The sequence below is a fragment of the Deinococcus humi genome, from assembly GCF_014201875.1.
Classification (GTDB): Bacteria; Deinococcota; Deinococci; order Deinococcales; family Deinococcaceae; genus Deinococcus; species Deinococcus humi.
On the sequence record NZ_JACHFL010000002.1, the window covers coordinates 26,491 to 53,177 of the forward strand.

At 65.8% G+C, this 26,687-nt stretch carries 26 protein-coding genes; 9 read left to right on the forward strand and 17 right to left on the reverse strand.

Annotated features, from left to right (window positions below; genetic code table 11):
• Window positions 1-3 precede the first annotated feature (3 nt).
• The 3 genes from HNQ08_RS03750 to rimO all read left to right on the forward strand — a co-directional run bounded on the left by HNQ08_RS03750 (window position 4) and on the right by rimO (window position 3,783).
• On the forward strand, window positions 4-918 hold the full coding sequence (locus tag HNQ08_RS03750; protein ID WP_221284011.1) for an MBL fold metallo-hydrolase: 915 nt from the start codon (window positions 4-6) through the stop codon (window positions 916-918).
• Window positions 915-2,162, forward strand: a complete 1,248-nt coding sequence (gene purD / locus HNQ08_RS03755; RefSeq protein WP_184127778.1) for a phosphoribosylamine--glycine ligase — start codon at window positions 915-917, stop codon at window positions 2,160-2,162. The genes HNQ08_RS03750 and purD overlap by 4 nt, the downstream gene beginning before the upstream one ends.
• A gap of 124 nt (window positions 2,163-2,286) precedes the next feature.
• Entirely contained in the window at window positions 2,287-3,783 is a 1,497-nt protein-coding gene (gene rimO / locus HNQ08_RS03760; RefSeq protein WP_184127779.1) for a 30S ribosomal protein S12 methylthiotransferase RimO, read from the forward strand.
• Window positions 3,784-3,855: 72 nt separating this feature from the next.
• Here rimO and HNQ08_RS03765 read toward each other — a convergent pair whose 3' ends face one another.
• On the reverse strand, window positions 3,856-5,316 hold the full coding sequence (locus HNQ08_RS03765; protein WP_229789783.1) for a nitronate monooxygenase: 1,461 nt from the start codon (window positions 5,314-5,316) through the stop codon (window positions 3,856-3,858).
• 354 nt (window positions 5,317-5,670) lie between these two features.
• Between HNQ08_RS03765 and HNQ08_RS03770 the strand changes: the two genes are divergently transcribed.
• A complete protein-coding gene (locus tag HNQ08_RS03770; protein ID WP_184127780.1) occupies window positions 5,671-6,816 on the forward strand; it encodes a prepilin peptidase in 1,146 nt (381 codons plus the stop codon).
• Between the two features lie 67 nt (window positions 6,817-6,883).
• Here the strand turns inward: HNQ08_RS03770 and HNQ08_RS03775 are convergent, their stop codons facing one another.
• Window positions 6,884-7,336, reverse strand: a complete 453-nt coding sequence (locus HNQ08_RS03775) for a superoxide dismutase (protein ID WP_184127781.1) — start codon at window positions 7,334-7,336, stop codon at window positions 6,884-6,886.
• 243 nt (window positions 7,337-7,579) lie between these two features.
• On the opposite strand from HNQ08_RS03775, the gene HNQ08_RS03780 reads away from it, so the two are divergent.
• Window positions 7,580-9,046, forward strand: coding sequence for an aldehyde dehydrogenase family protein (locus HNQ08_RS03780; RefSeq protein WP_184127782.1), 1,467 nt, complete (start codon window positions 7,580-7,582; stop codon window positions 9,044-9,046).
• Window positions 9,047-9,052: 6 nt separating this feature from the next.
• The gene (gene mobA, locus HNQ08_RS03785; protein ID WP_184127783.1) at window positions 9,053-9,655 is read left to right on the forward strand and encodes a molybdenum cofactor guanylyltransferase; all 603 of its coding nucleotides are present in this window, start codon (window positions 9,053-9,055) and stop codon (window positions 9,653-9,655) included.
• A gap of 166 nt (window positions 9,656-9,821) precedes the next feature.
• Here the strand turns inward: mobA and ftsZ are convergent, their stop codons facing one another.
• The 10 genes from ftsZ to HNQ08_RS03835 all read right to left on the reverse strand — a co-directional run bounded on the left by ftsZ (window position 9,822) and on the right by HNQ08_RS03835 (window position 20,582).
• Entirely contained in the window at window positions 9,822-10,892 is a 1,071-nt protein-coding gene (gene ftsZ, locus HNQ08_RS03790) for a cell division protein FtsZ (RefSeq protein ID WP_184127784.1), read from the reverse strand.
• Between the two features lie 167 nt (window positions 10,893-11,059).
• On the reverse strand, window positions 11,060-12,388 hold the full coding sequence (gene ftsA, locus HNQ08_RS03795; protein ID WP_184127785.1) for a cell division protein FtsA: 1,329 nt from the start codon (window positions 12,386-12,388) through the stop codon (window positions 11,060-11,062).
• Window positions 12,385-13,083, reverse strand: coding sequence for an FtsQ-type POTRA domain-containing protein (locus tag HNQ08_RS03800; RefSeq protein ID WP_229789781.1), 699 nt, complete (start codon window positions 13,081-13,083; stop codon window positions 12,385-12,387). Before HNQ08_RS03800 ends, ftsA begins: the two co-directional genes overlap by 4 nt.
• On the reverse strand, window positions 13,080-14,006 hold the full coding sequence (locus HNQ08_RS03805) for a UDP-N-acetylmuramate dehydrogenase (protein ID WP_184127786.1): 927 nt from the start codon (window positions 14,004-14,006) through the stop codon (window positions 13,080-13,082). Before HNQ08_RS03805 ends, HNQ08_RS03800 begins: the two co-directional genes overlap by 4 nt.
• Window positions 14,003-15,436 carry a UDP-N-acetylmuramate--L-alanine ligase gene (gene murC, locus HNQ08_RS03810; protein ID WP_184127787.1) on the reverse strand — a complete coding sequence of 478 codons (1,434 nt, stop codon included), beginning with the start codon at window positions 15,434-15,436 and terminating at the stop codon, window positions 14,003-14,005. Before murC ends, HNQ08_RS03805 begins: the two co-directional genes overlap by 4 nt.
• A 23-nt stretch (window positions 15,437-15,459) precedes the next feature.
• The gene (gene murG, locus HNQ08_RS03815; RefSeq protein WP_184127788.1) at window positions 15,460-16,641 is read right to left on the reverse strand and encodes an undecaprenyldiphospho-muramoylpentapeptide beta-N-acetylglucosaminyltransferase; all 1,182 of its coding nucleotides are present in this window, start codon (window positions 16,639-16,641) and stop codon (window positions 15,460-15,462) included.
• A gap of 271 nt (window positions 16,642-16,912) precedes the next feature.
• Window positions 16,913-18,094: a pyridoxal phosphate-dependent aminotransferase gene (locus tag HNQ08_RS03820; RefSeq protein WP_184127789.1), complete on the reverse strand. Its 1,182-nt coding sequence runs from the start codon at window positions 18,092-18,094 to the stop codon at window positions 16,913-16,915.
• A 121-nt stretch (window positions 18,095-18,215) separates the two neighbouring features.
• Window positions 18,216-18,830 (reverse strand): superantigen-like protein SSL4, encoded by a 615-nt coding sequence (locus HNQ08_RS03825; RefSeq protein WP_184127790.1) that lies wholly within the window; start codon window positions 18,828-18,830, stop codon window positions 18,216-18,218.
• A gap of 94 nt (window positions 18,831-18,924) precedes the next feature.
• Window positions 18,925-19,509: a response regulator transcription factor gene (locus HNQ08_RS03830; RefSeq protein ID WP_184127791.1), complete on the reverse strand. Its 585-nt coding sequence runs from the start codon at window positions 19,507-19,509 to the stop codon at window positions 18,925-18,927.
• A complete protein-coding gene (locus HNQ08_RS03835) occupies window positions 19,506-20,582 on the reverse strand; it encodes a sensor histidine kinase (RefSeq protein ID WP_425321332.1) in 1,077 nt (358 codons plus the stop codon). Before HNQ08_RS03835 ends, HNQ08_RS03830 begins: the two co-directional genes overlap by 4 nt.
• A gap of 93 nt (window positions 20,583-20,675) precedes the next feature.
• Between HNQ08_RS03835 and HNQ08_RS03840 the strand changes: the two genes are divergently transcribed.
• The 3 genes from HNQ08_RS03840 (at window position 20,676) to HNQ08_RS03850 (ending at window position 22,657) form a co-directional block, all read left to right on the forward strand.
• Window positions 20,676-21,335 (forward strand): MBL fold metallo-hydrolase, encoded by a 660-nt coding sequence (locus HNQ08_RS03840; RefSeq protein WP_184127792.1) that lies wholly within the window; start codon window positions 20,676-20,678, stop codon window positions 21,333-21,335.
• A 118-nt stretch (window positions 21,336-21,453) separates the two neighbouring features.
• Window positions 21,454-22,128, forward strand: coding sequence for a DUF2270 domain-containing protein (locus tag HNQ08_RS03845; RefSeq protein WP_184127793.1), 675 nt, complete (start codon window positions 21,454-21,456; stop codon window positions 22,126-22,128).
• Window positions 22,129-22,189: 61 nt separating this feature from the next.
• On the forward strand, window positions 22,190-22,657 hold the full coding sequence (locus HNQ08_RS03850; RefSeq protein ID WP_184127794.1) for a hypothetical protein: 468 nt from the start codon (window positions 22,190-22,192) through the stop codon (window positions 22,655-22,657).
• Here the strand turns inward: HNQ08_RS03850 and HNQ08_RS03855 are convergent.
• The 5 genes from HNQ08_RS03855 to HNQ08_RS03875 form a co-directional block, all read right to left on the reverse strand.
• Window positions 22,654-23,658 carry an SDR family oxidoreductase gene (locus tag HNQ08_RS03855; protein WP_184127795.1) on the reverse strand — a complete coding sequence of 335 codons (1,005 nt, stop codon included), beginning with the start codon at window positions 23,656-23,658 and terminating at the stop codon, window positions 22,654-22,656. The genes HNQ08_RS03850 and HNQ08_RS03855 overlap by 4 nt on opposite strands.
• Window positions 23,655-24,575 (reverse strand): NAD-dependent epimerase/dehydratase family protein, encoded by a 921-nt coding sequence (locus HNQ08_RS03860; RefSeq protein ID WP_229789778.1) that lies wholly within the window; start codon window positions 24,573-24,575, stop codon window positions 23,655-23,657. Before HNQ08_RS03860 ends, HNQ08_RS03855 begins: the two co-directional genes overlap by 4 nt.
• Window positions 24,569-25,540, reverse strand: coding sequence for an aldo/keto reductase (locus HNQ08_RS03865; protein ID WP_184127796.1), 972 nt, complete (start codon window positions 25,538-25,540; stop codon window positions 24,569-24,571). Before HNQ08_RS03865 ends, HNQ08_RS03860 begins: the two co-directional genes overlap by 7 nt.
• Window positions 25,541-25,824: 284 nt before the next feature.
• Window positions 25,825-26,412: a hypothetical protein gene (locus tag HNQ08_RS03870; protein WP_184127797.1), complete on the reverse strand. Its 588-nt coding sequence runs from the start codon at window positions 26,410-26,412 to the stop codon at window positions 25,825-25,827.
• A 43-nt stretch (window positions 26,413-26,455) separates the two neighbouring features.
• Window positions 26,456-26,686: a hypothetical protein gene (locus HNQ08_RS03875; protein WP_229789770.1), complete on the reverse strand. Its 231-nt coding sequence runs from the start codon at window positions 26,684-26,686 to the stop codon at window positions 26,456-26,458.
• Between the last annotated feature and the right edge of the window lies 1 nt (window position 26,687).

Below are 26,687 nucleotides of genomic sequence, written 5' to 3' on the forward strand. Positions count from 1 at the left end.
GGCATGGGCAGCGCCGTGAAGGGCGTGCAGACGATCGACCTGAAGTTTCAGAACACTCCCGGCGTGATCGCCTCCTACCTTCTCGACACCGGGGATGGGCTGGCGGTGGTGGACACCGGGCCAAGCAGCACCCTGCCCGCGCTGAGCGCCCGCCTGGAGGCACTGGGCGCGACGCTGGACGACGTGCGCCATCTGCTGCTCACGCATATCCACTTTGACCATGCTGGGGCCGCCGGAACCATCCTCGCGCGGGTGCCGGGGGCGCGGGCCTACGTTCATGAGCGCGGCGCAAAACACCTGGCCAGCCCGGAACGCTTGGTGGCCAGTGCCACCCAGATCTACGGTGACGCGATGGATCGCCTGTGGGGCGAGATGCTGCCTATTCCACCTGAGAAACTGACCGTGCTGGCGGGCGGCGAAACACTTCAGATCGGCAACCTCGCCGTGGACGCCCTGTACACGCCGGGCCACGCGGTTCACCATCTGGCCTACCACATCGGGCCGGATCTGTTCGTGGGAGACGTGGGCGGAGTGCGTCTGGACACGCGCCAGACCCCGCGTGCGCCCACGCCGCCGCCGGATATCAATCTGGAAGTCTGGAGACAGAGCGTGGCGGCGTTGCGCGAACGGGACGCCGGGACCCTGCATCTGGCCCATTTCGGCAGCTATCCCCACGAGGCTGCCCACTGGGACGGGCTGCTGGACAAGATGGAGCTGGACGCGCGGCGGATCCACGCCGGAATGGAGGCGGAACAGGACTTTGAGACGATCTCTGAGGCGTATACCAAAGTGCTGATGCAGGAACTGCTGGCGGAAGGTGAGGATCTGCCCTCCCGCTACGATTTCGCCTGTCCGCCGTGGATGAGCGTGCAGGGCTTGATGCGCTACTGGCAGAAAAAAGCGGTGCGTCCGTCTTGAACGTCCTGGTCATTGGTAGCGGCGGGCGCGAACACGCCATCGTCCACGCCTGCGCTCGGCAGGGCCATACGGTGCTGTGTACTCCGGGCAATCCTGGCATCGCCCAGCTCGCCCGCATTCTGGACAGCCCCCAGGACGCCGATACGCTGGCCGAACTGGCCGTGCGCGAGGCGGCGGACGTGGTCATCGTTGGTCCAGAAGCCTATCTGGCGGCGGGCGTGGTGGATGCCTGTACGGCGCGCGGTGTTCCTGCCTTCGGCCCGACCCGGGCGGCCAGCCGCCTGGAAGGCGACAAGGGCTGGAGCAAGGCGTTCATGCACAGGCACGGCATCCCCACAGCGCAGCACGCCACTTTCACTGATCTGGACGAGGCGCTGGCGCACCTGGAAACCCTGTCTGCGCCCATCGTGATCAAGGACGCTGCATTACGGGCGGGCAAGGGCGTGACGATTGCCCGCAGCGGGGCCGAAGCTGTGGCTGCTCTGCACGACATCTTCAGCGTGCCGGATGCCTGCGCCGTCATCGAGGACTTCATGACCGGGCAGGAGGTGTCGGTGCTGGCCCTCACCGATGGCGAGCGCTTCGCCCTGACCCCGCCCAGCCAGGACCACAAGACCATCTTCGAGGGCGACACCGGTCCCATGACCGGCGGCATGGGTGTGGTATGCCCCTTTCCGCTGTCGGACGGCGATCTGGCGGTCATCCGTGAGCGCATCATCGCCCCCACCCTGGCCGGAATGCGGGCCGAGGGCCTGCCTTTTAGGGGTGTGCTGTACGCCGGGCTGATGCTGACGCCGGACGGCCCCAGGGTGGTGGAGTTCAACGCCCGCTTCGGTGACCCCGAGGCCGAGGCTGTGCTGCCGCTGCTCGGCAGTGACCTTGCGCAGCACTGCCTGGACGCGGCGACCGGACAACTCGACCCGCAGACCGTCCACTTTGGCGACGAGGCCAGCGCGGTCATCATCCTGGCGGCTCCCGGCTACCCTGGCGATCCGGTGCGCGGCGTGCCGCTGGGCCTGCCCAGTATCGGCGTGGGAGAGGTGATCTACCACGCCGGAACCCGTGAAGTGGATGGAGAGCTGCAGAGCAGTGGCGGGCGGGTACTGGCCGTGACCGCTGTCGCTCCGACGCTGAACACCGCTCTGGCGCGCGCCTACGCGCTGGCGGACCGGGTGGAATTTGCGGGCGCGCAGCTGCGGCGCGACATCGGTTCCCGAATTGGGGCGCGTGCGGCAGAAGAATAGGGACTGGCTCCCTCCGCCTCCGGGGATTCGTGAACTGCGGCCTGCTTCAGGCTTCCGCTTTCCTGTAGACTGACGGGCTGACCCTGCCTCCGGCACAGAGAGGCGAGAGGACGGAGGAGAGCGCATGACGCAAATGATCGATTCACCTGCGACGGTGAACAAGCAGGAACGGCCCACCCGTAAGGTCGGCTTTATCAGCCTGGGCTGCCCCAAGGCACTGGTGGACAGCGAGCGTATCCTGACCCAGCTGCGCGTGGAGGGCTATGAGGTGTCCCCCAGCTACGAGGGCGCGGACGCTGTGGTGGTCAACACCTGCGGCTTCATCACGCCCGCCGTGGAGGAGTCCCTGAGCGCCATCGGTGAGGCGCTGGACGCCACGGGCCGCGTGATCGTCACCGGTTGCCTGGGAGAGCGCCCCGAGAAGATCCTGGAGCGTCACCCCAAAGTCGCCGCCATCACCGGCAGCGAGGCCGTGGACGACGTGATGATGCACGTGCGCGAGCTGCTTCCCATCGAGACGGACGAGTTTACTGGCGTCCTGCCTGTCGCTGCTCCCGGAATGCGTCCTGAGCGCGAGCTGGCCAGACACGGCGACGTGTTCGCGCCCACCATCAAGCTGACGCCCCGGCACTACGCCTACGTCAAGATCGCCGAGGGCTGTAACCACACCTGCGCGTTTTGCATCATTCCCAAGCTGCGCGGCCTGCAGGTGTCACGCGACGCTGGCGCGGTGCTGTACGAGGCCTTCCGGTTGATCGCGGGCGGCACCAAGGAACTGATGGTGATCTCGCAGGACACCTCCGCCTACGGGGTGGACCTGCGCTACCGCGAGTCCGAGTTTCAGGGCGAACAGGTCCGCGCCCACCTGACCGATCTGGCCGTCAAGCTGGGGGAAATGGGCGCGTGGGTGCGCATGCACTACGTCTACCCGTACCCGCACGTGGACAGAATCGTGGAATTGATGGCGCAGGGCAAAATCCTGCCGTACCTGGACGTGCCGCTGCAACATGCCTCGCCCCGCATCCTGAAACTGATGCGGCGGCCCGGCGCGGGCAAGCAGCTGGACACCATCCGGCGCTGGCGCACCATCTGCCCCGAACTGACCATCCGCAGCACCTTTATCGTGGGCTTCCCTGGCGAGACGGAGGAAGAGTTCCAGGAATTGCTGACCTTCCTGGAGGACGCGAGGCTGGACCGTGTGGGCGCCTTCGCCTACTCGGACGTGGAGGAAGCCGACGCCAACGCGCTGCCGGATCCCGTGCCAGACGACGTGAAACAGGATCGCCTCGCCCGCTTCATGGAGGTGGCCCAGCGCATCAGCACCGAGCGTCTGGCCGAGAAGGTGGGGCGCGTGATGGACGTGATCATCGACGAGTTCAACGACGACGAAGACGATGCGCCGGGAACACGTCTGATCGGACGGACCAAGGGCGACGCTCCTGGCATTGATGGGCAGGTCTACCTGTTCGCAGGCGACTTCGCGGGTCAGATTAAAATTGGCGATATCGTGCGCGTCCGGATTGAGGACAGCGACGAATACGATCTGTTCGGGGAAGTGGTGGAACGCCCCGAGTGGAAGCCGAATGTGCCACAGTTGGGGCATTTCGGGGGGCATCACTGAGGCCGCTCTAGATTGGCAAAAAAGCTGGGGACCGCATCTCTTTCCTGCGGTCCCCAGCTTTTTTGCTGCTGCCTATGCTCCCGGCGTATAGCGCCCCAGCAGGAACTCGACGACATCCTCTGCCCGGTACCCAAGCGGCCACGCGGCGATGTCATTCAGGCTGTCGCCGCTGGTCATCAGTGAATCTTCCACGTACCCGCCCTTCTGTACCTGAGCGTATCCGGCGTCGGTCATCAGGGCGTTGCACAGGCATTTGCGGCCCACGGTGTCCTCAATTTTGCCCCCCTTGGACAGATAGGCATCCACGGGTTCGGCGGCGCAGCGCAGCCCCGTTTTGCCGTCCTCGGCGGCGTAGGCTTCACGCAGGTAGCCGATGTCGCACACGCGTGGGCGCGCCGCGTACAACTCGGGGCTGGCCAGGGTATCACTCAGCTGCACCACCTTGAACGGGAATCCGGTAGGGGAGGCCAGGGGATCGGTGTAGACGTCCACCCCACCCTCCTTCGTCAGCCCATGAACCTGCTCCCGTAGGTCGTCGCGCAGACCGCTGTCGGCGCAGTACGCGAATAGCGTGCCCACCTGAATGCCCGCTGCGCCGCGCGCCAGCGCTTCCTGCAAGGCTTCGGGGGTGGCTCGACTGCCCGCCAGCCAGAACGGCAGGCCGAGCTTTTTCATCTCATCCAGATCGGCGATGTCGCGCTCGCCGTAGATCGGCTGGCCGGACTCGTCGAACGTGGGATTCCCGCGTGGCGGCGCATTGTGGCCCCCGGCGGTGGGACCCTCGATCACGAAACCCTCTACCGAACCGCTGGCCTTCTTCATCAGCACCCCTGCCAGAATGTGCGAGGTGACAATGGGGTAGAACTTCGGGCGCTTCAACTCGCGCCGCTCCAGTCCGTATTCGGTGGGATCGAAGGTGAGAACGGCCGCTTCCCCGCCCTTGACGTCTAGCTTGATCGAGGCCTGCCCCCCCGCCGCGAAGGCGTCCAGAACGCCTGGAATCTCACGCGGAATGCCCGCACCCATGATCACGACGTCGGCTCCGGCCAGCATCGCGCCGTAGAGGGCCGGGACAGTGTGCAGTTGCAGCTTGGTGAGCAGGTTGACGCCCACTGGATTGTCATGCCCCTCGCGCGCCAGGAACACCTCGACGAAGCTGCCCATCACACCCAGCTCCCAGGCCGCGCCGTGCTTGGTTACGGTGGGTAGAGGCACACGGCGGTACGACTGGCCGGGGGCGCGCCCGCCTTCCAGGAAGTACATCCTGATAACCTTCTCGGCGCGCTCCTGGTTGGGGTAGGCGGCCAGGGCGCGGCGCACGTGGCCGCCCTCATCCCCGTCCTGCAGGCGTCGCACCAGCACGTTGTCGATGCCGGTGCAGGACACGATCCCCAGCTGCCCGATCCGGGAAACGGCCTTCGCCAGCTCCCAGTGCGAGATGCCCACGCCCATGCCGCCCTGAATGATCTGCGGCAGCGCGGGAGTGCGGGGAGCAGGAATGGTGGAAGTGGTTGCTGTGGGAGTTTGCGTCATGTTCAAAGACCTTTGGAGACGCCGGAGTCGGCGGAATAGATGTGGACGGGGTGCAGGATGAGGCACTTAGCAAGGGGCTCTGACCGAAAAGGGCAGAGTCTTCCCCGGTATATTTCACTAGTATTCCACTGCTCCACTCAGGAATCGGCAAGTTGGAACGCAGTCAAAAGGCCAGCTCAATAAGGACGGGGTGGGCTGCGAAGTGCCTGAGCGTCGGAAGGCCACCTGCCCAATCCCTGGGGCGGGGTCTGCCGAAAAGGGTGGCTGACCTCCGGGAACGTTCCGTACAGCCGCCCGTGAGGGCGGAGGTGATGTGGAAGGCCACTGTAAGGCCGGGACGCTTACACTTCTCCGGTGAGCCTTGACGTGTTGCTGGTGGTCTTCGCTGGTCTGTTCGGCCTGCTGGTGGGATCGTTTTCCAATGTGCTGATCTGGCGGCTGCCGCGCGGCGAGAACATCGCCTTTCCGCCCAGCCACTGCCCCCACTGTGACCACGGCCTCAGCCCGCGCGATCTGGTGCCTCTGTTTTCCTGGCTGTCGCTGGGAGGCAAGTGCCGCTATTGCCGCGCGCCGATCAAAACCCGCTATCCGATCGTGGAGGCGCTGACCGGACTGGGCTATGCCACCATCGCCCTGCTGTTTCCCATTGCCACCTACGGCGCGGGCAGCCTGGGGTTGATGCTGCTGTTCACGCTGCTGCTGGTGGGCAGTGCGATTGACCTGGACACCTACACCATCCCCGACGAACTGACCCTGCCGGGCGTCGCGCTGGGCCTGCTTTTCGGCTTTTTCAATGGACGGAACGGTGTGGAGGGGCTGCCTGATCTGGCGGGAGCGGTCAACGGCGCCCTGCTGGGCGCGGGCTTGCTCGTCGCCATCAACCAGTTCGGCTCGTGGGTGCTGCGCCGATTCCGCGAGCGGCAGTATCCGGAATTTCCTGTCGGTTTTCAGCAGATCAGTGTTGGGCTGCTGGCGGGCGCCTGGCTGGGGCCGTGGTGGGGTGCGGGCGTGGGCCTGCTGTCGGCGGTGGTCAATGCGGTCAGCCGGCGCGTCGTCCGCGTACCGGAGGCCCTGACCCTGGGTGGCCTGTTGCTGAGCGTGGTGGTGGGCAGTGCGGGCATCGGTCCCGGCCTGATTCTAATGGTGCAGGGTTCGCTGGCGGCGGCAGGGGCAGTGTCCCTGGTGGCTGGCGTGTATTGGTGGTTCAAGCACCGGCAGGGAGCAGAGGCCGACGGCGCAGACGAGCAGTACGATGCCAGCGCGATGGGCTTCGGCGACGTGAAGCTGGCCGCCGTGATCGGCGCGTTTCTGGGTTGGGAGCGGCTCCTGGTGGCGCTGGTGGTGGCTGTCTTCGCCGGGGCGATCATTGGCGTGTTTCAGCTGGCCCGCAAAAGCGAGAACCGCGTCAAATTCGGTCCTTTTCTGGCCTTCGGCGCACTGGTGGCGCTGATCTGGGGCGCAAGCATCGTGCAGGGCTACCGGGGAATGCTGGGACTGTAACTGTGAACGGCGAAATGAGGGAGGCCACGGCGAGTCGCCGGGCCTCCCTCATTTCGCTGAGCTCAGGTCACTTCAGCATGGCAACGTCAATGGGCGTGCAGGCCACACCTGCATCTGCCGGGGTGCCATCCGGGCCAGTGGCCGTGTGAATGTTGAAGTACTTGGCGTCCATGATGGCCGACTTCTCGACGCTGCCGGACAGGCTGAGCATGCCGGTAGCGTCGGTCTGGCCCACGATCTTGCTGGCCAGGATGGGGGCGCCGCCGCTGGCGCAGGGATCGGTGCTCATGGTGCCCATTACGTGGTAGTGGGCCACGTAATAGGTGCTGGGGGCCAAGCCCATTACTTTGGCGGTGGTCATGACCATGGTGCCGCTCGTCGTGGGCGTGACCGTGCCGCTGGAGTTCAGCGCCATCCCGGCAGGCTGCTTGGTCAGTGTGTAGGACATCATGTTGCCCGACATCATGGTGCAGGCGCTGAGGGCAACGGCCAGGGCGGGCAGCATCAGAATACTTTTCATAGTGGGACCTCCATGGAACTTTGAATTGTCTGTCGTCTCGCAGTGTGGCGTCTCTCCCTCGCCCGGAGTGTCGCATCACCTGCTTTATAACGGAGTGCTTAAGGTGTCTCATCGAGTCCCGATTGTGCCGATGACTGACCGGTCCGGAAGGAGGGGACACGGCTGACACGCACAGTCGCAGGATCGGCCAGGACTTATCCTGGGTTCAATCCTTTCCATTTCCCTTCTCTGCGAGGTTCCGCCATGACTGCCACTGCACCTCTGCCCGTCGTGCCACAACCTTCCGAAATCGATCTACGCCGCCTGTTCCAGACTCAGCGGGACTGGCGCTGGCGAGCCGCGCAGACAGGCGCTGCCGAGCGTCAGGCGATCTTGCGGCGGCTTCACGACGCGATCAGGGGGGGGCGAATGGCACTGGCCGACGCCCTGGCCCTTGACCTGGGCAAGAGCCGCGCCGAGGCCGAGATCACCGAGATTCATCCGGTGCTCGAAGAGTTGCAGTTCGTTATCCGCCGCCTGCCGCGCTGGATGGCGCCGCGCCGGGTCAGCACCCCACTGATGCTGGCCGGAGCACACAGCGAGGTGCAGCTTCAGGCCCGCGGGGTCACCCTGATCCTCAGCCCCTGGAATTACCCGGTCAATCTGGCGCTCTCGCCGCTGGTCGCCAGTCTGGCGGCGGGCAATACGGTGGTGCTCAAGCCCAGCGAGAAGGCCCCGAACGTTTCACGCGTCCTCCGGGAACTGCTGGAGCGTGTCTTCGAGCCACGACTGGTGGCGGTGGTCCAGGGTGATGGCGCGGTGGCCCATACCCTGACCACGCTGCCCTTTGACCATATTTTCTTCACGGGCAGCGGTGAGATTGGGCGCAAGGTGATGGCCGCCGCTGCGCAGAACCTGAGCAGCGTGACCTTGGAACTGGGCGGCAAGTCTCCCGCCATCGTGCATCCCAGCGCGGAATTGAAGACGGCAGCCGAACGCGTTGCCTGGGGCAAACTGCTCAATGCTGGGCAGACCTGCGTGGCCCCTGATTACGTGTTGCTGCCGGAAAACATGCGCGACGCCTTTGTGCTGGAGGTGGACGCGGTGATCGCCCGCCGTTACGGGGACCGCGCGTGGCTGCGTGCTGGCCCCGATTACGGACGCATGGTGGACGCGGCCAGTGTCGAGCGTCTCCAGAAGCTGACGGCCCGCAGCGTTGAGGGGGGCGCCCGGGTGGCACTGGGCGGCGAGTTCGATCCGCCGTCGCGCTTCATCTCACCCACCGTAGTCACGGACGTGACGCCCGGGATGCCATTGATGGGCGAGGAGTTGTTTGGCCCGGTGCTGCCGGTGCTGACCTACCGCAGCTTTGAAGAAGCGCTGGCGCTCGTGCGTCAGCTGGACCCCCCGCTTGCCCTATACCTGTTCGCCGAGGACGAGGGGGCCATTGAACAGGTCAAGCAGGAGACCACCAGCGGCGGCATGGTGGTTAACGGGGCGGTCATTCACCTGACCAATCCGCACTTGCCTTTCGGCGGCGTGGGTCCCAGCGGCATGGGCAACTACCATGGCGAACACGGTTTCCGGACCTTCAGTCACGAGCGCGCCATCCTGCGTGAACCACGCCCGTCTCCAGTGCGGCTGATGTACCCGCCGTATGGCCGCCCGCTGCCGCGGCTGACTGCCTGGGCCCTCCGGTTGCTGGAACGTCAGGCTGGGCCGCGCGAGTAGGACCACGTGACCGGCACTTTTGCAGACTGGGATTTCACGGCGGTCATCACCGCCGGGGGACGGTCCAGCCGTTTCGGCTCGGACAAGGCGCTGGCCCTCCTGCGCGGGAAGCCTCTGTTGAGGCACGTCGCCGACAGTCTGCGGGCATGTCCCACCCGCCTGCTGATCGCGCCCGCCGGCAAGTACGCCCTGTCGGGCTGGAAGGTCATCCCTGATACCCGGCCCGGAGAGGGGCCGCTCGCCGGGTTGGAAGCGGGCCTGCGCCACGCGCCGACAGAATGGCTGGCGTTTACAGGAGTCGACCTGCTAGGGCTGACCCCCGGGTTCTGGGCAGCGTTGGCCCAGGCCCGCTCGCCAGCCGTCCGGGCAGTTCTGCCCCTTGACAGGATGGGCCGCCCACAACCGTTGGCGGGGTTGTACCGCCGCGATCTGCTCGGGCACGTCACGGATCTGCTGGACAGGGGTGAACGTCGCTTGCGGCTCGCCGCGCCTTCCGAGCACTGCGTGTGCGTTTCCCTGGCAGGCCTATCCTCCGCCTTGAGGAACGTAAACTCTCCAGATGATCTGGCCGCTCTCGTTGCGGAAACCGCCAGTCCGTCAAAACAATAAAAAAGCCGCCTCATCCGGCGGTGTTGATAAAAAATATAGCGCGCTATGCAGCGTCTGTCAAGATCATGCAGCGGGCACTGGCCCAATCCCCCAGCCGATCGTCCTGGCGTATCGTCAAAGGAGGCCACGAGACAAATGCTCTGGCCTCCTCAACGGGTGTGATCGGTTATTCGCGCTCGACGTTCCGCAGGAAGGCCGGGATATCGTAGTCCTTGGGATCGTAACTGCTGCCGCTGCCCCGGATCGGGCGGACGATATTGTCGATGACGCTGCCACGGGCATTGCCGCTAGCGATGCTCATGGGGGTCTCGTTGAAGCCGGTGGCGATCACGGTCACGCGGACCTCGTCGCCCGCCGCCTCGTCAGGGGTGATGCCGAACAGAATGTCGGGATCCTCGAAACCGGTGGCCTCGCGGATTTTCTCGACAATCTCGTTGGCGTCGGTCATGCTCAGGTCGTAGCTGCCCGTTACGTTGACCAGAATCCGGCGCGCACCCTGAATCCCGCGCTCCAGCAGCGGGCTGTGAATGGCGCTCATGGCGGCCTCCTCAGAGACCTTCTCGCCCCGGCCCGCGCCGATGCCCATCAGGACCGTGCCGCTGTTGGACAGTAGGTTGCGCACGTCCGCGAAGTCCAGGTTGATCATGCCCTCGACATTGATCACGTCGCTGATGCCCTTGACGCCGTAGTACAGCACGCGGTCAGCGATCAGGAAGGCCTCGCGGAAGGACACTTTTTTGTCCACAGCGGTCAGCAGCTTCTCGTTGTCCACCACGATCATACCGTCGACGGCGTCGGCCAGCTTGCTGATGCCTTCCTCGGCGATCCGCAGGCGTTTTGGTCCTTCAAAGCGGAAGGGGCGCGTGACGATCGCCACCGTCAGAATGCCCATTTCACGGGCGATCTGGGCCACCACCGGAGCGGAGCCGGTACCTGTGCCGCCGCCCATGCCCGCCGTGATGAACAGCATGTCGGTGCCGCCCAGGTATTCCTTGATGTGCTCGCGGTCTTCCAGGGCGGCCTTCTCGCCCACGTCCGGGTCCGCACCCGCACCCAGCCCGCGGGTCAGTCGGTCACCCAGCTGAATGCGGATCTCGGCGTGGCTCTTGGCCAGCACCTGGGCGTCTGTGTTCCCGGCGATGAACTCCACGCCCTCGAGTCCCGATTCAATCATGCGGTTGACAGCATTGTTGCCTGCCCCGCCCAAGCCGATCACGCGAATTCTGGCCGCTTGCATCTATCTTCTCCTTGCCTCACCATCCTGCCGGGCAGGAAGAGGTCGATTTCTGGGTGGTAGTTTAGCGCACCCTCATATAAGGTGCAGCGGAAATTGTGTACCTGGGCCTCAAGCCGGGTGAGAGCTGATCTTCAGTTCTCGCCTTCCTTGAGGCCCAGCGCGTCACGTCAGGTCCATTCCTTGAGCCAGTTGCGCACCCGGTTGATCAGGCCTGCGCCCGCGTCGCCAGTGGCTGGCTTGGAGGCTGGGGGCGTGGGTTTGGGGGTGGGCTTCGGAAGAGCTGGGTCCTTGAAATCGTCGATGATGGGCGCCGGGAGTTCGGGTTCCTTGAAAACGATCTGCGGCACGCGCCCGTTTTCCCCCAGGCTGTACAGCACCAGGCCCACACTCGCCGCGTGTTCCGGGCCGCCGACGATGTCGGTCAGACCGCCGATGCCGCGCGGACGCCCAATCCGGACGGGCAGACGGAAACGGTCACGGGCCAGTTCCACCGTGCCGCGCAGCAGCGACGCGCCACCGGTCAGGACCACGCCCTGCGCCACCAACTCGGCCGGGCCGAGGGTGTGGTCGATCTCCTCGCGGATCATCGAGAAGATCTCCGATAGGCGCGGCTTGATGATGCGCGACAACTCGAAGGCGCTGATGGCGTGGGTGCTGCCCGACGCGGTGGTGATCTCCAGCGTCAGGTCCTGGTCGGCCAGATCGGGCAGGGCCGAGCCGTAACGCTTCTTGACGTTTTCGGCCTCCTCCATGGGAATCTTGAGGATCTGTGCCAGGTCCGCCGTCACGTGTTCGCCGCCGATCGGAATGGTGGCCGAGTGCGCCAGATTGCCCCGCTTGAAGACGCCAATATCCGTGGTGCCGCCGCCCATGTCAATCACGATGACCGTCTGGGTCTGCTCCAGCGCTTCCAGCGTCGCCAGTCCAGAGGCCAGCACATGGAGCACGAAACCCTCCACCTGCAGGCCAGCCTCCTGCACGCAGCGGCGCAGGTTCAGCAGCGGTCCGGCGGTTCCAGCCACGATGTGCACGTCAACTTCCAGTCGGACGCCGTGCATGCCCACCGCGCTCTTGATGCCTTCCTGACCGTCCACCACGTATTCCTGTGGCAACGTATGGATAATTTCGAGGTTGGGATCCAGCGGCACGGCGCGGGCGTTCTCGATGGCGCGGTCCACATCCGGCTGCCCGATTTCCTGGTTGCGCCGGATGGCGGCCAAACCGTGGCTGGTGATCGCCTTGGCGTGGTTGCCCGCCACACACACGTAGACGTTGCTGACCTTGACGCCGGCCACCCGTTCGGCGGCCAGGACAGACTGTTTGATGGCTTGGGTGGCGCGTTCCAGGTTAACCACGCTGCCGCGCTTCATGCCCTCGCTGGGCACGGTGCCTTCGCCGATAATGTCGATCCCGCCGCCAGAGGCGACCTCGCCGATAACGGTGGTGATTTTGGTGGTCCCGATGTCCAGGCCCACGATGATCGTGTTGTCCTTCATTCCTGGACGCTCACCCCCCAGGGGTAGATGTTGATGTTCTGTTTTGGATACATGCCGATACTCCCAGCATACTTCAGTAAGGATTTGAGGTCGCCGCTCCAGACGGACCCAGCCGGCATTTTTGCCCTGAGTCCAGTTGGCGTGTAGGCCACCGACTCAACATTGTAACCGCCCAGGACCGTCAACACCTTCAGGGCCTCGGTCAGTCGCGACGGACCCCAGCCCTGGATCATGGGGAGCCGGGTCAATTCGGAGTTTTGCTGTGAGGTTCTGGGCAAGACCGTGCCGTCTGCCGCCAGCGCCACCACCGTTCCATCTGCTGTCTGCCAGCGGGCCACTGGCAGACGCTCGCTAATCTGCACGGTCACCGTGTCGGGAAAACGCCGCGTGACGAGGGCCGAACGAACCCAGGGATCATTCAGCAACCCGCGCGCCCGCCACGTCCCGTAGTACAACCAGCCAAACTGTGGGGTCAGGCCCGCCAGATCACGGACGCGCTGAGCGCTCAGGTGCTGTTGGCCCGTCACCTCGACGCTACGGATGGGCAGCGCGAACCAACTGGCAATCAGGGCCCCGGCCAGCAGGATACCCCCGCCGAGCCACCACCACCGGCGGCGCGACGGCGGACGCAGCGTGGACAGCGAGGGCGCGGAGACAACCTTTGCCTCCGGCGCTGCGTCATCGGGGATGCTCACGTTGGTTCCAGTGCCCACTGGGCTGGGAGCGAGGCCCCCAACTGCACCTCACCGGGCCACAGCTCGTACTCCAGTTCCAGCGGCACCCCCACGCGCTGGCGGATCAGGTCCAGCAGGGCGTGAACGTCGGCTGCGGTCGCGCCGCCCAGATTCACGATGAAGTTGGCGTGTTCAGGGGCAATCAGCGCGTTGCCCACCCGCGTGCCCTTCAGCCCCGCCTCGTCAATAAGCCGTCCGGCCCCAACGCCGCCGGGGTTTTTGAAGGCGCAGCCCGGCGTCTTCATCTTGGGCTGGCCCTTGCGCGCAGTATCCGCCAGCGTCATCTTCGCCAGAACCTCTTCAGGCGTCCTTTTCTGGAGTTTCAGGCGTACCCGGGTCACGATGTGGTTGCGTGGAATGCCGCTGTCGCGGTAGCCCCAGCGCAGGTCATCCGGCGTGACCACCCTGAGCCCAGCTGGCGTGGCGATTTCCAACGTGTGCAGACCGTCGAACATCTCGCCGTAGCGCGTTCCAGCGTTCATCCAGACTGCGCCGCCCACCTGCGCAGGAATGCCCACGGTGCCTTCCAGATTGCTGTAGCCCAGTTTTTGCAGCGCGCGAATCAGGCCGGGCAGGGGCACGCCGCCGCCCACCCAGCCGGTCACGATCCGGTCCGGATCGCTCAGGTCAGGGTCAGGGGTCAGGTCACGCTCGGCCAGCGGGCCACTAAGACGGATCACCCGTTCCGGCACCCCTTGGTCGGAGATCACTAGATTGCTGCCGCCGCCCAGGATGCGGTACGGCTCTTCCATGGCCTCGGCCAGCTGCTCATGGTTGGTGACGACCCAGACCTCGGCCTCGCCGCCCACGCCCAGCGTTGTGAAGCGGGCCAGCGCGAGCCTTTGGACCCGGGCGCCTGTGCGGCTTTCAGGCGTCGCGGTCACTTCGACACCCCGGCAGCCCCCGGCCCGACCAGTTCGCGGGCCAGCTTCCACACGTCGCCCGCACCCATCGTCACGATGACGTCGCCGGGGGCTGCCGAAGTGCGCAGCTGCCGCAGCACTTCGGTGCGGTCCGGCAGGTAGCTCACGCCCGTGTGCCCGTTGCCGGTCATCCGCTCCGAAATCAGCGTGGCGTGGATGCCCTCTATGGGAGTCTCGGAGGCGGCAGCGATGTCGAGCAGCAACACCTCGTCGGCGTCCATCAGAGCGTCGGCCAGCCGGGGCCAGCTCTGCTGCGTTCTCAGGTAGCGGTGCGGTTGGAACACCACCCGCACGCGCCGCCCGGTCTGGCGTGCGGCTTGCACGGCGGCGGCCACCTTGGTGGCGTTGTGTGCGTAATCGTCGATCACCAGCGCGCCGTTCAGGGTGCCGATTCGCTGCCAGCGGCGGCCCGGTCCCCCGAACGCAGCCAGCGCCGCCGCCGCCGCCTCGAACTCGCCGCCGTACAGGTGATTGACCGCCAGCGCCGCCAGCGCGTTCAGGACGTTGTGCACCCCGGGGAGCCCCACGCGTGCCTCACCCAGCGTCGCTCCCTGGAAAGTGACGTTAAACGAGGTTCCATCCGGATCCGGGCGCAGATTCACGGCGCGGTAGTCGGCGTCCTGTGCCTGCCCGTAGCTGAGAATCTCCTTGGCCCCGGCGCACAGTTCGTCCAGACCCGGCCAGTCGGCGCACAGCAGCACCCGGTCCGACTGCGCCACATACCGCGCGAAACCGGCGTGTTGTTCCTCGACGGTGGCCCAGTAGGTGGCCTGATTGCCGCCCACATGATCGTCCTCGGCGTTGGTGAACACGGCGGTCTGGCTGCCCAGTTCGGCGAAGGCACGGTCTGATTCGTCCACCTCCGCCACAAAAGGCCCAGCGCCCACGCGGGCGTTGCTGCCGAATTCCGGCACGATGCCGCCCACGAAGGCCGAGGGGTCGAGCCCTGCCCCGGCGAGCGCCACGGCGATCATGCTGGTGGTGGTGGTCTTACCGTGCGTGCCGATCACGCCGATGCTAGGGCCGGCGCGCAGCAGTTCATCCAGCAGGGCCATACGTGGGCGGACCTCGATGCCTGCTTCCCGCGCGGCCACCAGTTCCGGGTGCGACTTGGGCACCGCCTCCGACGCCACCAGAACGTCGATCTTGCCGTGAAGTTGGCCGGTGACATGTGCCGCCGCGTGACCGATGTCCACCGCGATTCCCTCGGCCTGAAGCTGGGCGGTCAGTTCGCTCTTGGACTCGTCGCAGCCGCTGACCTGTGCCCCGCGCGCGCGCAGCAACCGGGCAAAGGCACTCATGCCAATGCCGCCGATGCCCATCAGGTGGTAGTGAGGCTGGCCAGGGTAAGTGGTGTCTGGGGTGGGCTGGGAAAGGGGAGAGTCAGTCATGTCGGAAGGAGGGGGTGGAGCCATCAGCGCAGGTGCCTCTCGATCAGATCGGCGAAGCGCCCGGCGGCACCCACCGGGGAGCGCCCCAGCGCCGCGTCGCGCATCTCGGCGCGCATGGCAGGCGAGGAACACTGTAACACCGCCGCCCCCAGCTCGGCGCTCACGCGGGCCTGCTCGACCAGGATGCCAGCGCCCGCCTCCTGAACCATGCGGGCGTTGTGGAACTGGTGGTTCTCCGCCGATTCAGGGAGTGGGACCATGATCGTCGGCACGCCATGAAAGGCGGCCTCGGCCAGCGTGCCTGTTCCCGCTCGCGTGATCGCCAGGTCCGCCGCCGACCACGCCGCCACGGCGTCCACGAATCCCGTGGCGTGATACCAGTCCATGTCCTGCACCCGCGAGGCGACCTCTGGAAACCAGCGCGGTCCGGTGGAGTGCAGTACCTGAATGGCCTCGCTGCCCACCGCTTCCGAGACCAGATCGCGCACCAGATCGCGCTCGCCCTGCGGCTCGAACTGCAGGTCAATCCGCGCGGTGGTGGCTGCCGAGCCGCTTTCCAGCAGGCCCTCTGTGCCCAGGATATTGCGCAGCGTGTCTGGCACGTTGTTGTTCAGGAACAGAGATCCCTGCGAGCCGCCCATCACCAGAAGCGTCAGCGGGCCAACACGCAGGTTCAGACGGCTCAGCGCCTCCATGCGGTCCATGCGGTCCTCGCGCACCGGCATGCCCACCATGCTGGCCTTACGAGGATCCAGGCCCAACACTCGCTCGTAGGCGGTGCCCACTGCCCGCGCCTGACGAACCGCCAGCCGCTGCGTCAGGCCCAGGCGGGCGTTCTGTTCGTGCAGGACGGTAGGAATGCGCAGGCTCTGGGCGGCCAGCACCCCCGGCAGGCTGGCAAAGCCGCCGTAGCCCACCACTGCGCCGGGCCTGAGTTTGGATAGCACTGCCCGTGCCTGCGCCACGCCCTGCCCGGCCCGGATCAGCTCGCGGGGATCCGGGCGGCCCTGCCCGCTGCGGGCCAGTTTGCCCGCGTCCACACCCTGAAAGGGCAGGCCCTGCTCGGCGGCAATGCGTTCTTCCATGCCGCCACGCTGCCCCAGAATCATGGCCGCGTGCCCGCGCCGAGTGAGTTCGTGCGCGGTTGCCACCGCCGGGTAAATATGTCCGCCCGTTCCGCCTGTCGCCATTACCACCAGAGCCATTGGGGCGCAGTGTAGAGGATGGAGCTGTGGAGGAGGCGGTATTCAGCCCAGATCGTCGCTGTTTTCCGTCGTTGAAGGCTGCGTTTCACTGATCGCCCGAATCAGCCCCTCCTGGTACGTCCACGGATCTTCGAGGCCTGGATTAAGGTGGTGAGATAAGCCAGTCCATCAAGAGGCGTCAGTCGAATTCTGCCGAGCCGTTTCTCCCCTATCTGGGGCGGTGCCGTGCACATCCGGGCCACCCACAGCCGGCCCGACACCCCCAGGCTCCTTATTCCTCCTGTGCCCGACCCTGCAGCAGCCCGCCCAGCCGCTTTAACACCTCCTCGATGTTTTCCATACTGGTGGCGTAACTGAGCCGGACCTGACCGGGGGCAGCGAAATCGGTGCCCGGGACCACGGCCACCCGCGCGTCATCCAGGATGATCCGGGTTGCCTCCAGCTCGTCAGGGTGTATGCGGGTGGTGTCGGCCATCACGTAGAAGGCCCCCTGTGGCGTGGGCGTTTTCAGGCCCAATGCGTTTAGCCCTGCCACGATGCGGTCCCGTCGCTGACGGTATGCCCCGAGCGCCATCTCGACGAACCGCGCCGTTTCCTCATGCTCGGCCAACGCGGCCAGGGCGGCGTACTGCGAGACGCTGCTGGCGTTGCTTGTACTCTGCGATTGCAGGGCGTTCATGGCGGCGATCACTGACTTCGGGCCGCCCGCGTAACCGATGCGCCAGCCGGTCATGGCATACGCCTTGCTGGCCCCGTTGACCGTCAGCGTGTGTTCCGGCGCAAAGGTGCCGATGCTGATCTGCTGGGCGTCGTAGACCAGGTGTTCGTACATCTCGTCGGTCACGATCATCAGGTTGTGGCGCATAGCGACCTCGGCCACCGCCCGCAACACGTCCGGCGTGAAAACAGCCCCTGTGGGATTACCAGGGCTGTTTAGCACGATCATGCGGGTCATGGGCGTCACACGCGCCTCCAGCGCCTGCGGATCGAGCTGGAAGCCGGCTGCCGCGTGCGTGGGCACCGGAACCGGGAAGGCCCCGGTCAACGCCACCATCTCTGGGTAACTGACCCAGTACGGCGCGGGAATCAGCACCTCGTCGCCGGGATTGAGCAGCGCGAGGAAAGCATTGAACAGCGCCTGCTTTCCGCCCGACGTGACCGTCACGGCGTCCGGCGCGTAGTCCAGCCCATTCTCACGCTGGAACTTGGCGCTGATGGCTTCCCGCAGTTCGGGGATGCCGCTGACCGGGGTGTATTTGGTCCGGCCCGATTCGATGGCGCGAATCGCAGCGGCCTTGACATGCGGGGGCGTGTCGAAATCCGGTTCGCCCACGCTCATGCTGATCACGTCAACCCCGGCCTTTTGCAGCTCCAGGGCGCGGCCCGTGACGGCCACCGTCGAGGAAGGTTTGAGGCTCAGCGCGCGCGCCGATAGCAGAAAGGGGCTGCTCATGGGGTCCAGGGTACAGGGGTGGGGAAGGTCAAATCCTCAAAAGGTCTAACGGTCTCTCCGGAAAGTCCCGAACATTTTCTGGCAGTTTGAGCGTCAGGCGATTAGAAGGCCTGACTACCCCTCAGAAGCGGTACGTGATCCCCAGATTGACCCCTGGCAGAACCAGCATCGCGCCGCTTCCCCCCGCTGCGCCGAAGGCCACACGCGCCTTGGTCTCGGCGAAGTAGCCCCACGGTCCTGCGCCAAAGTCGCCGCGCACACCCCCGACGCCGCCTAGCAGGATGGCGAACCCTGGAATGGTGCCCACACTGGGACCGCCGTAAGCCCGCAGCCCACGCCCACTGCCCGACAGCAACAGGTCCACGTTCACGAATGGCAATGGGCCGGGGAGATCCGCCACCGGGACGATGACGGCCTCGGCGCTGGCACGCAGGGCCAGATTCACGCCGCCCAGATGGCCTATCGGCGCACTGGCCCCGAGCAGTACGCCCGGCAGCACGTACAGCTCGGTGCCCACGCCGCCCCAGACGGTAAAACGGTCCGGCGTGGGCTGAGGGAGGGCCACTGGGGTTACAGGCGGTGGGGTCACGATCTGTGGAACCGTCGGCACCACTTCCGGCGTTTGCTGTTGCGGTGGCTGAACGAAAATGGGCGTGCCGGGCGCGGACTGCGCGTTGGCAAAAGTGATGGTGGCAAGGGCCAATGCAAGGGAGCGGGTCAGAATGGTTTTCAACATGCCAGCAGGGTAGAGGAGATCTGGATGCAACCGGCACAGAAATGCGGGAGAAGACCCGCAAGTCCTCTCCCCGGTCAGGATTCCGCAGCTTTCCTCAGTGCAGCAGGCCAATTGAGCGGGCGCGGCTGACCGCCTGGGTGCGGTCCCCGGCGTCGAGTTTGGCGTACAGGCGGGCCAGATGGTCCTTGACAGTGTCGGGACTGACGCCCAGGTTCTTGGCGATTTCCTTGTTGCTGTAGCCCTGGGCCAGCAGCGGCAGGACCTCAGACTCGCGGGGGGTCAGCCGGGGCACGTCCACCTGCGGCAGGCGGTCAACCTCGGGGTGCGCCACGATGTCGCGCAGTTGACGGGCCAGGCTCTCGGGATCGGTTTCCTTGCTCACGTATCCGCGCGCCCCGGCAGCGCGGGCGGCCTGCACGATGGCGGGTTCGGCGAAGGTGGTGATCAGCACGCTGACGACCTGGGGGTGGGTCATGCGGAGCCGTTCACAGACCTCGATGCCGGTCATGCCGGGCATCTTGATGTCCAGCAGGGCGGCGTCTGGTTGTAGCGTGCGGCAGGCGTCCAGGGCGCTCAGGCCGTCGGCGGCCTCGGCCACCACGTCGAAGCCCTGGTGCATCAGGGCGTACTTGAGGCCCATGCGGAACAGCGGGTGATCGTCGGCGATAACAAGTCTCATGGGGTGACCTCCGGAAGAGTGAGCGTGAAAACGGTGGGCAGAGCGGATGCGGGCAGTGGGCTGGCGGCCTCGTGGGAGGGGAGTCCGTGGGGTTGGTGGGTGTAGTGCAACTCGCCGCCGTGGGCCTCGGCGATACGGCGGGCGATGAAGAGTCCCAGTCCAGCGGTTCCGGCGGTGTATTGCTGTCCAGCGATGGTGGTGGGCTGTGAGGTAAAGGGCTGCGCCAGTTGAGCAAGCGAGCCGCCCAAGCCGGGGCCGTCGTCAGCCACCACCAGTCCGCCGGGCGTGACCCGCAGTTCTACCTTCGAGTGGGCGTAGCGAATGGCGTTCTCGGTCAGGTTGGTCACGGCGCGTTCCAGCACCTGAGCGTCGGCCAGGGCGTAGCCACTGCCGTCCACTGTCACTTCCACTCCGCCCCACTCGGCCTGCGGCTTGACCCGGCGGGCCACGCCGTCGAGCAGAGCGCGCAGATCGGTGGGGGCGCTCTGGACCATGACGTCCTCGCGCTCGAATCGGTGGGCGTCGGCCATCTGCTGCACCAGCGCCAGCAGCCGGGCGGTCTCGGCCCCCATCTGGGCACCCACTTCCCGGCGCTCGGCATCGGGCATGGGAAGGTGGACCAGCGCGTGCGTGAGGTGTCCGGCGGCGATCAGCGGAGTCTTCAGGTCATGCACCAGCGTTGCCATAAAGGCGTTGCGCCGTGTCTGCTCGGTGCCCAGCCGGCTCAGCAGGTCCGAGAAGGCGCGGCGCAGCCGCAGGATTTCCGCCGGGTCGTCGGCGTGGGGGGTCAGTTCGCCGCCCTCCACCTCGGCCTGCAGGCGGCTGAGGGGCCGCAGCAACGCGCCACTTAGGACGTAGCCCACCATCCCGCACAACACGCCCACCAGCAGCATCCAGCCCACCAGGGCTCCTGCCGGTAGGGCGGGCTGGGCGGTCAGCGTGAGGACCAGATTGGGCAGGAACGCCAGCAGGAAGATCACCAGCGCGAACTGGGCCCGCAGAGTGTTGCGCGACGCCCTGCGCCGTCCGGCCAGATCCTGTTCAGGCAGTTCGGAGATCAGGCGGCCACTCACGAAACTCAGCTTATGGGGGGGGGTCTGACAGAACCCTCACGGTATTCCCTTGCAATGTGTGGGTGAGAGGGGCTGGACCGATACACTGCGCCCATGCGGCAACCTTCTGTCCACGGTCACGTTCGAGTCTGGTCCCTGCCTACCGGCCCGTTGCAGGAAAACGTCGTACTGGTGGCGGGCGCACAGGGCGAGGGCTTTCTCTTTGATCCTGGCGACGACGCCGAGCGAATTCTGGCCCTGATCCGTGATTCCGGCGTGACCGTGCGCGGCATTCTGCTGACGCACGCGCATTTCGACCACATTGGGGCCGTGCAGCCGGTGCGCGAGGCGTTGCAGGTTCCAGTCTGGCTGCATCCCGCCGATCTGCCGCTGTACAGCATGGGCGCGGCCTCGGCGGGGCGCTGGAACCTGCCCTTCATCCAGCCGGAGGCGCCGGACCACGACATCGCGCAGGACCAGATCTTCACGGCGGGCGACCTGACCCTGATGGCCCGCGAGTTGCCAGGGCACGCGCCGGGGCATGTGGTGTTTCTGGCGGGAACAGACGGCGAAAATGGTGTGGTGGTGGCGGGGGACACGCTGTTTCAGGGGAGCATCGGGCGCACGGACCTGCCGGGGGGGGACCACCCCACCCTGCTGGCGGGCATCAACCGTGAACTGCTGACGCTGCCCGACGCCACCGCCGTGTATTCGGGTCATGGCGGGGCCACCACCATTGGGGCAGAACGCCGCTGCAACCCTTTTTTGCGCTGAAGTCTAGCCGGATGGGGGGGTGCCGGTCTGATTTGATAGGTCAGATGCACCGCCGCTGGCGTCGGCGCGCTACGCTGGGCGGCATGATCTGGGACAGCGTGACTGGGGACGGGGGCTGATGCCGGGGGCAGGTGGCGGGCCAGGGGCGATGCTCGCGCCCGGCCTGACGGAGGTCAGTTACAGTACCAACCAGGCCAACGCGCTGATCCACCTGTACCGCGCCGAGGTGGGCAAGATGACGGCGTGGCGTCAGCGGCTGGACATGACCACCAACTGGTCGGTGGTCACCAGCGCCGGCCTGGCCTCGTTTGCCCTGGGGGATGTGGGCAACAGCCACGCCACCTTCCTGTTCGCCATGTTCATGAACTACTTCTTCCTGCGGCTGGAAGCCCGGCGTTTCCGCACCTACGAGATCGCGCACCACCGCGTGCGGATCATGGAGCGTTTCTTCTACCCGGCCATGCTTGGCGATAAGGTGGACCCCGGCTGGCACCAGTTGCTGCTGGCCGAACTGAGCAAGCCGCGCAGCCCAATGAGCCGCAACGACGCGCTGGGCTGGCGGCTAGGGCGCAATTACCTGTGGATCTACGCGGCGGTGCTGCTGGCATGGTTAGCCAAGCTGGACCTGGGTCAGCCCAAGGGCTACGTCCTGAGCTTCCCCGACGCCTTCGCGCTGGCCGATATCGGCAACTTTCCGGGCTGGCTGGTGTTCGCCCTTGTCTTCGTGTTCTACGCCTATCTAATCTGGCTGGCCATGCGTGCCGCCCGCACGTATCCGCTGGAAGAGGGTTGAGTGAGGACGGAGACATCAGGGCGCATCAGATGGACTTCATGAGGACTGCGTAGCCTCCGGTATGCGCTCACGTTTCGCCGTTGCCGCCCTGTTGCTGTTGCCGCCCGTTCTTAGTGGCTGCGCCTTCGGGGCATACCTCAGTCCGCTGACCCCGCTGGAACGCGCCGTGAACGGCACCTACGAGGGCATTGGTGTGGGCGGCACGGGCCGCGTGCCCTACCGCATGACCCTGGCCGTGCAGGAGCGGGAGGGGCGCGCCACCGGCGTGATCACCAACCTGGAAAGCCGTAAAGCATACGCGGCCAGTGGCACGTTCAAGCGCAGCGGCAGCGGCGGCGCGCTGGAACTGAATTTGTTCGAGAACGGTGACAAGCATCGCGGCAACCTGCACGCCACGCTGGCCGAGACTAAAATCAGTGGGGTGCTGCGAACGGTGTTGCTGGGGCGTGAGCTGCTGGGATACACCATCGAACTGAACCGGGTGGGAGAATCGGCTCCAGCAATGACGCCCGCCGCCACAGCGCCCTAGGTCCCACCCTGGCGCTGTGGTCCCACCGCCTGAACCTGCGCAATGATCTCGTCCATCAGTCGGTCCAACTCCCCATCCACCACCTGCCGGGCCGGATCGGCGTCGTACCACGCCAGCACTTCCTGCACGCCGCGCGCGTAGGGAATGGTGGCCCGGAACTCCGGCACCAGCCGCTTGATTTTGGTGTTGTCGAAAACGGCGCTGTGCGCCTTGTCACCCAGCAGCCCCGCGCCCCAGTTGGGAGCGAAGGCCGCGATGATCTCGGACGGCACATGGACCAGCTGCGCCTGGACGCCTGCCGCGCCCGCCACCAGTTCGAAAATCTGGTTCCAGGTCAACCACTCGTCCCCGGTGATCTGCACGGCCTCGCCGATCACCGCCGGGCGACCCAGCAGGCCCACAAAACCCACGGCGAAATCGCGGTGGTGGGTCAGCGTCCATAAGGAGGTGCCGTCGCCGTGGACGATCACCGGCTTGCCCCGGCGCATGCGGTCTACCACCGTCCACCCGCCGTCCATCGGCAGCAAGGTGCGGTCATAGGTGTGAGAAGGCCGCACGATGGTCATGGGAAAGCCGTCCTCGCGGTAGGCGCGGGTCAGCCGTTCCTCACAGGCGATCTTGTTGCGCGAGTACTCCCAGAAGGGATTGTGCAGCGGGGTGGACTCGGTGATCGGCAGGTGGCCCAGCGGCTTCTGGTACACCGAGGCGGAACTGATGAAGATGTACTGCCGGGTGCGCCCCGCGAACAGGTCCAGATCGGTCTCGATGTGTTCGGGCGTGAAGGCCACCCAGTTCACCACGGCGTCAAAGTCCAGATCGCCTAACGCTTGCCGCACGCTGGCCGGATCGCGGATGTCGCCCTGGAGCACCTTGGCGCCGTCTGGCAGAGGGCGGGAGGATTCTCCCCGGTTGAGCAGGTACAGTTCCACGCCCTGCGCCAGCGCCAACTCCGAACACGCCGAGCTGATGATGCCGGTGCCACCGATAAACAGGACCTTCATGCTCGTTTGCCTTGAGCGTCCATCTCTGGCTCAGTCAGCGTGTCTCGCCACGAGTGCTGGGGTTCGAAGCCGAGGTGCTGCCGGGCATGGTCAATGCTGAGCAGGGTCTCGAAGTCTTTCAGCGTTTTGCGTAGCGGGACCCCTGGGAAGACCTGTTCCATCAGGGTGCGCGAGGGTTGAGGCATCACCGTGTCGGCGGCGGCGATGATGAAACTGCTGGCCCCCACGAGCGGCGCCGTCAGGGCCAGTCGGCAGGCCAGTGCGGCGTCGCGCTCGTCGATATACCCCCACAGGTTCCACTTGCGGGCCTGTGCATCGGGCCAGGCCAGTTCTGGAAAACGGCGGTACTCCTCCGGTCCCAGGATGTTCGAAAAACGCAGGGCCACGTAGGGGATACCCGTCTTGCGAGCGAAATCCGCGGCCATGGTCTCGGTGACCACCTTGCTCAGAGCATACGACGACTCCGGGTGGGGATAGTGCGCCTCGTCCACTGGGGCGTAGTGGGGCGGCACGTCGAAGGGCAGGCCCAGCGTGGTCTCGCTGGACGCCCACACCACCCGGTCCAGCCCCAGCAGCGTGGCCGCCGTGAAGACGCTGTGATTCATGGTCACGTTCTGCACGAACGTATAGTGCGCGGCCTGCAGATCGGGCGCAGGAATGTTCGCCAGATGAATCACGCTGGTCGCCCCGTGCATAACCTCCAGCGTCTGTCCCAGGTCAGTCAGATCGGCGCGCAGAACAGCCTTCAGGAAACCGGGAAATTCACCGTCCGGCCTGGGAATGGGCTGAGCGTCCACAGCAATGATCTCGTGACCGTGTTCCAACAGGTGTCTCAGAGCGGCGCGTCCGGCCCGGCCCGCCGCACCGGTCAGTACCACCGGCCCCACTGCCGGAGCCTGGGAGCCGTCCGTTACCACGCGTAGGCTTCCGGGGCCTGCCCGCCGGGGCCAGGCCAGATCTCGTCCAGTTTGTTCAGGATCTCATCCGTCAGCTTGATGTCCAGCGCCCCCAGTGCGCCTTCCAGCTGCTCTACCGTGCGTGGGCCGATAATCGGGGCCGTCACGGCAGGCTGGTGCAGCAGCCACGCCAGGGCCACGTCCGCCGGCGACTCGCCAAGCTCCCTGCACAGCGCCTCGTACCGCTCCAGTTGGGGGCGGTGCTGGTCGATCTGTTTTTGCATGTTCTCGCTGGCGCGGCGGCCCTCGCTGGCTTTTTGTAGTGCGCCGCCCAGCAGACCGCCACCCAGTGGGCTCCAGGGAATCAGGCCCAGGCCCAGCGCCTGACACGCCGGAATGACCTCCAGTTCGATGGTGCGCGCCGACAGGTTGTACAGGCTCTGCTCGGACACCAGGCCCATGAAGTGGCGCTGGGCGGCCAGGGTGTTGGCCTGCGCGATGTTCCAGCCCGCGAAATTGCTGCTGCCGACGTACAGCACCTTGCCCTCGCGCACCAGCCCCTCCATCGCCTGCCAGACCTCCTCCCAGGGGGTGGCGCGGTCAATGTGGTGCATCTGGTACAGGTCGATGTGATCGGTCTTCAGGCGGCGCAGGCTGTCCTCGCACGCCTTGCGGATGTGATACGCCGAGAGCTTCTGATCGTTGGGGCCGTCGCCCATCTTGCCGTAGACCTTGGTCGCCAGCACGATCTTGTCGCGGTTGCCAGGATTCTTTTCCAGCCAGCGGCCCACGATCTGCTCGGTCACGCCCTCGCCGGGTTTGCGTCCGTACACGTTGGCGGTATCAAAGAAGTTGACCCCCCGCTCCAGCGCCATGTCCATAATCCGGTAGCTGTCCTGCTCGGTGGTTTCAGGGCCGAAGTTCATGGTGCCCAGGCAGAGTGGGCTGACTTTCAGGCCGGTGCGGCCCAGGTGACGGTACTCCATAAATGACGCCTCCTTGAGTCTTGCTCTGACCCGACGCTACACCCGCGGGCGGGGCAGCGTCATCCCGGCGCGGCCTTCATGTTTAGCAGGGCACATCCTCCGTTGGCTTCCCCGTTCACCCCCTCGCGGAAAGCTAAAAAATACTGCTGGCTGGGCAACTCCGCGTCTCCTGTTCATCAAGAAGGAGGGGGTGGATCATGTTGGGCAGCCATCTGACAACCCTGTCATGAAAACAGACGGCCCCGATCAATCTGGAGGCCGCCTGCTGAAAAAACATCTGCTGGTCAGTTGCTGTTTCCCGAACCGTCCGGGCCCGGCTCTGGCCGCACCACCAGCGTTTCGGGTGGTGTCTCGTGCGCGATCACGCCTGCACCATGCCCGTCCGCCATCTGTCCCCCGAGCAACTGGCGCAGTTCCTCAATCACGGCGCGCTCCTTGTCGTTGACCTGCTCGCCGCCAATGCCCAGGAATCCACCCTCCTTGGCGGCCTCGGCAGTGCGCTGGGCCACCAGCAGAAGCATCTCGCGGTAGGCTGCGGCGTCCTCCTCACTGGTCTTGGCATTGACCAGCCACATGGCCTGCCGCACGCCTTCCAGGCTCTGGTTTTTCACGTCCTCAACGTTGCGGGCGCGTTCCTGTTCCGGGGCGCGGGCACCAGGCTGGCCCAGCAGGTCAGCGGCCATGGCCTCCATGAGAGGCGTGCGGTTTTCCCGGCTCACACTCTCGCGCACGGCAGCGGCAATCGCGCCGGCCTCGGCCAGCAGCCCAGTCAGACCACTGGGGCTGGCAGCCACCACTGCCGCACCCGCCCGTCCGGGGCCGGTCATCACCTTGAACCACTCGTCTGCCGTGAAGTTGTCTTTAAGGCTCATGTGCCCAGCTTAGAGCAGCTGGAATGGGGCCAGCATCGTCCCCTCATTCACGGGCCTTTATCTGATCCAGATCGAAGCGTACCCGCTCAGTGTCCTCGGCCACCGACCGTTCGTCCGGTGCGAGGCCGTGACTGCCAAACATCCCACCCGCCGCGCGCATGCCGCCCAGCGCATCGCCGCGCCCCCTGTCCGTATCCACCAGCGGTTTGATCCGAAATGCCACCACGATCAGGACCACGGGAAGGACGATGAAGATCAGGATAGCGGGCAACACC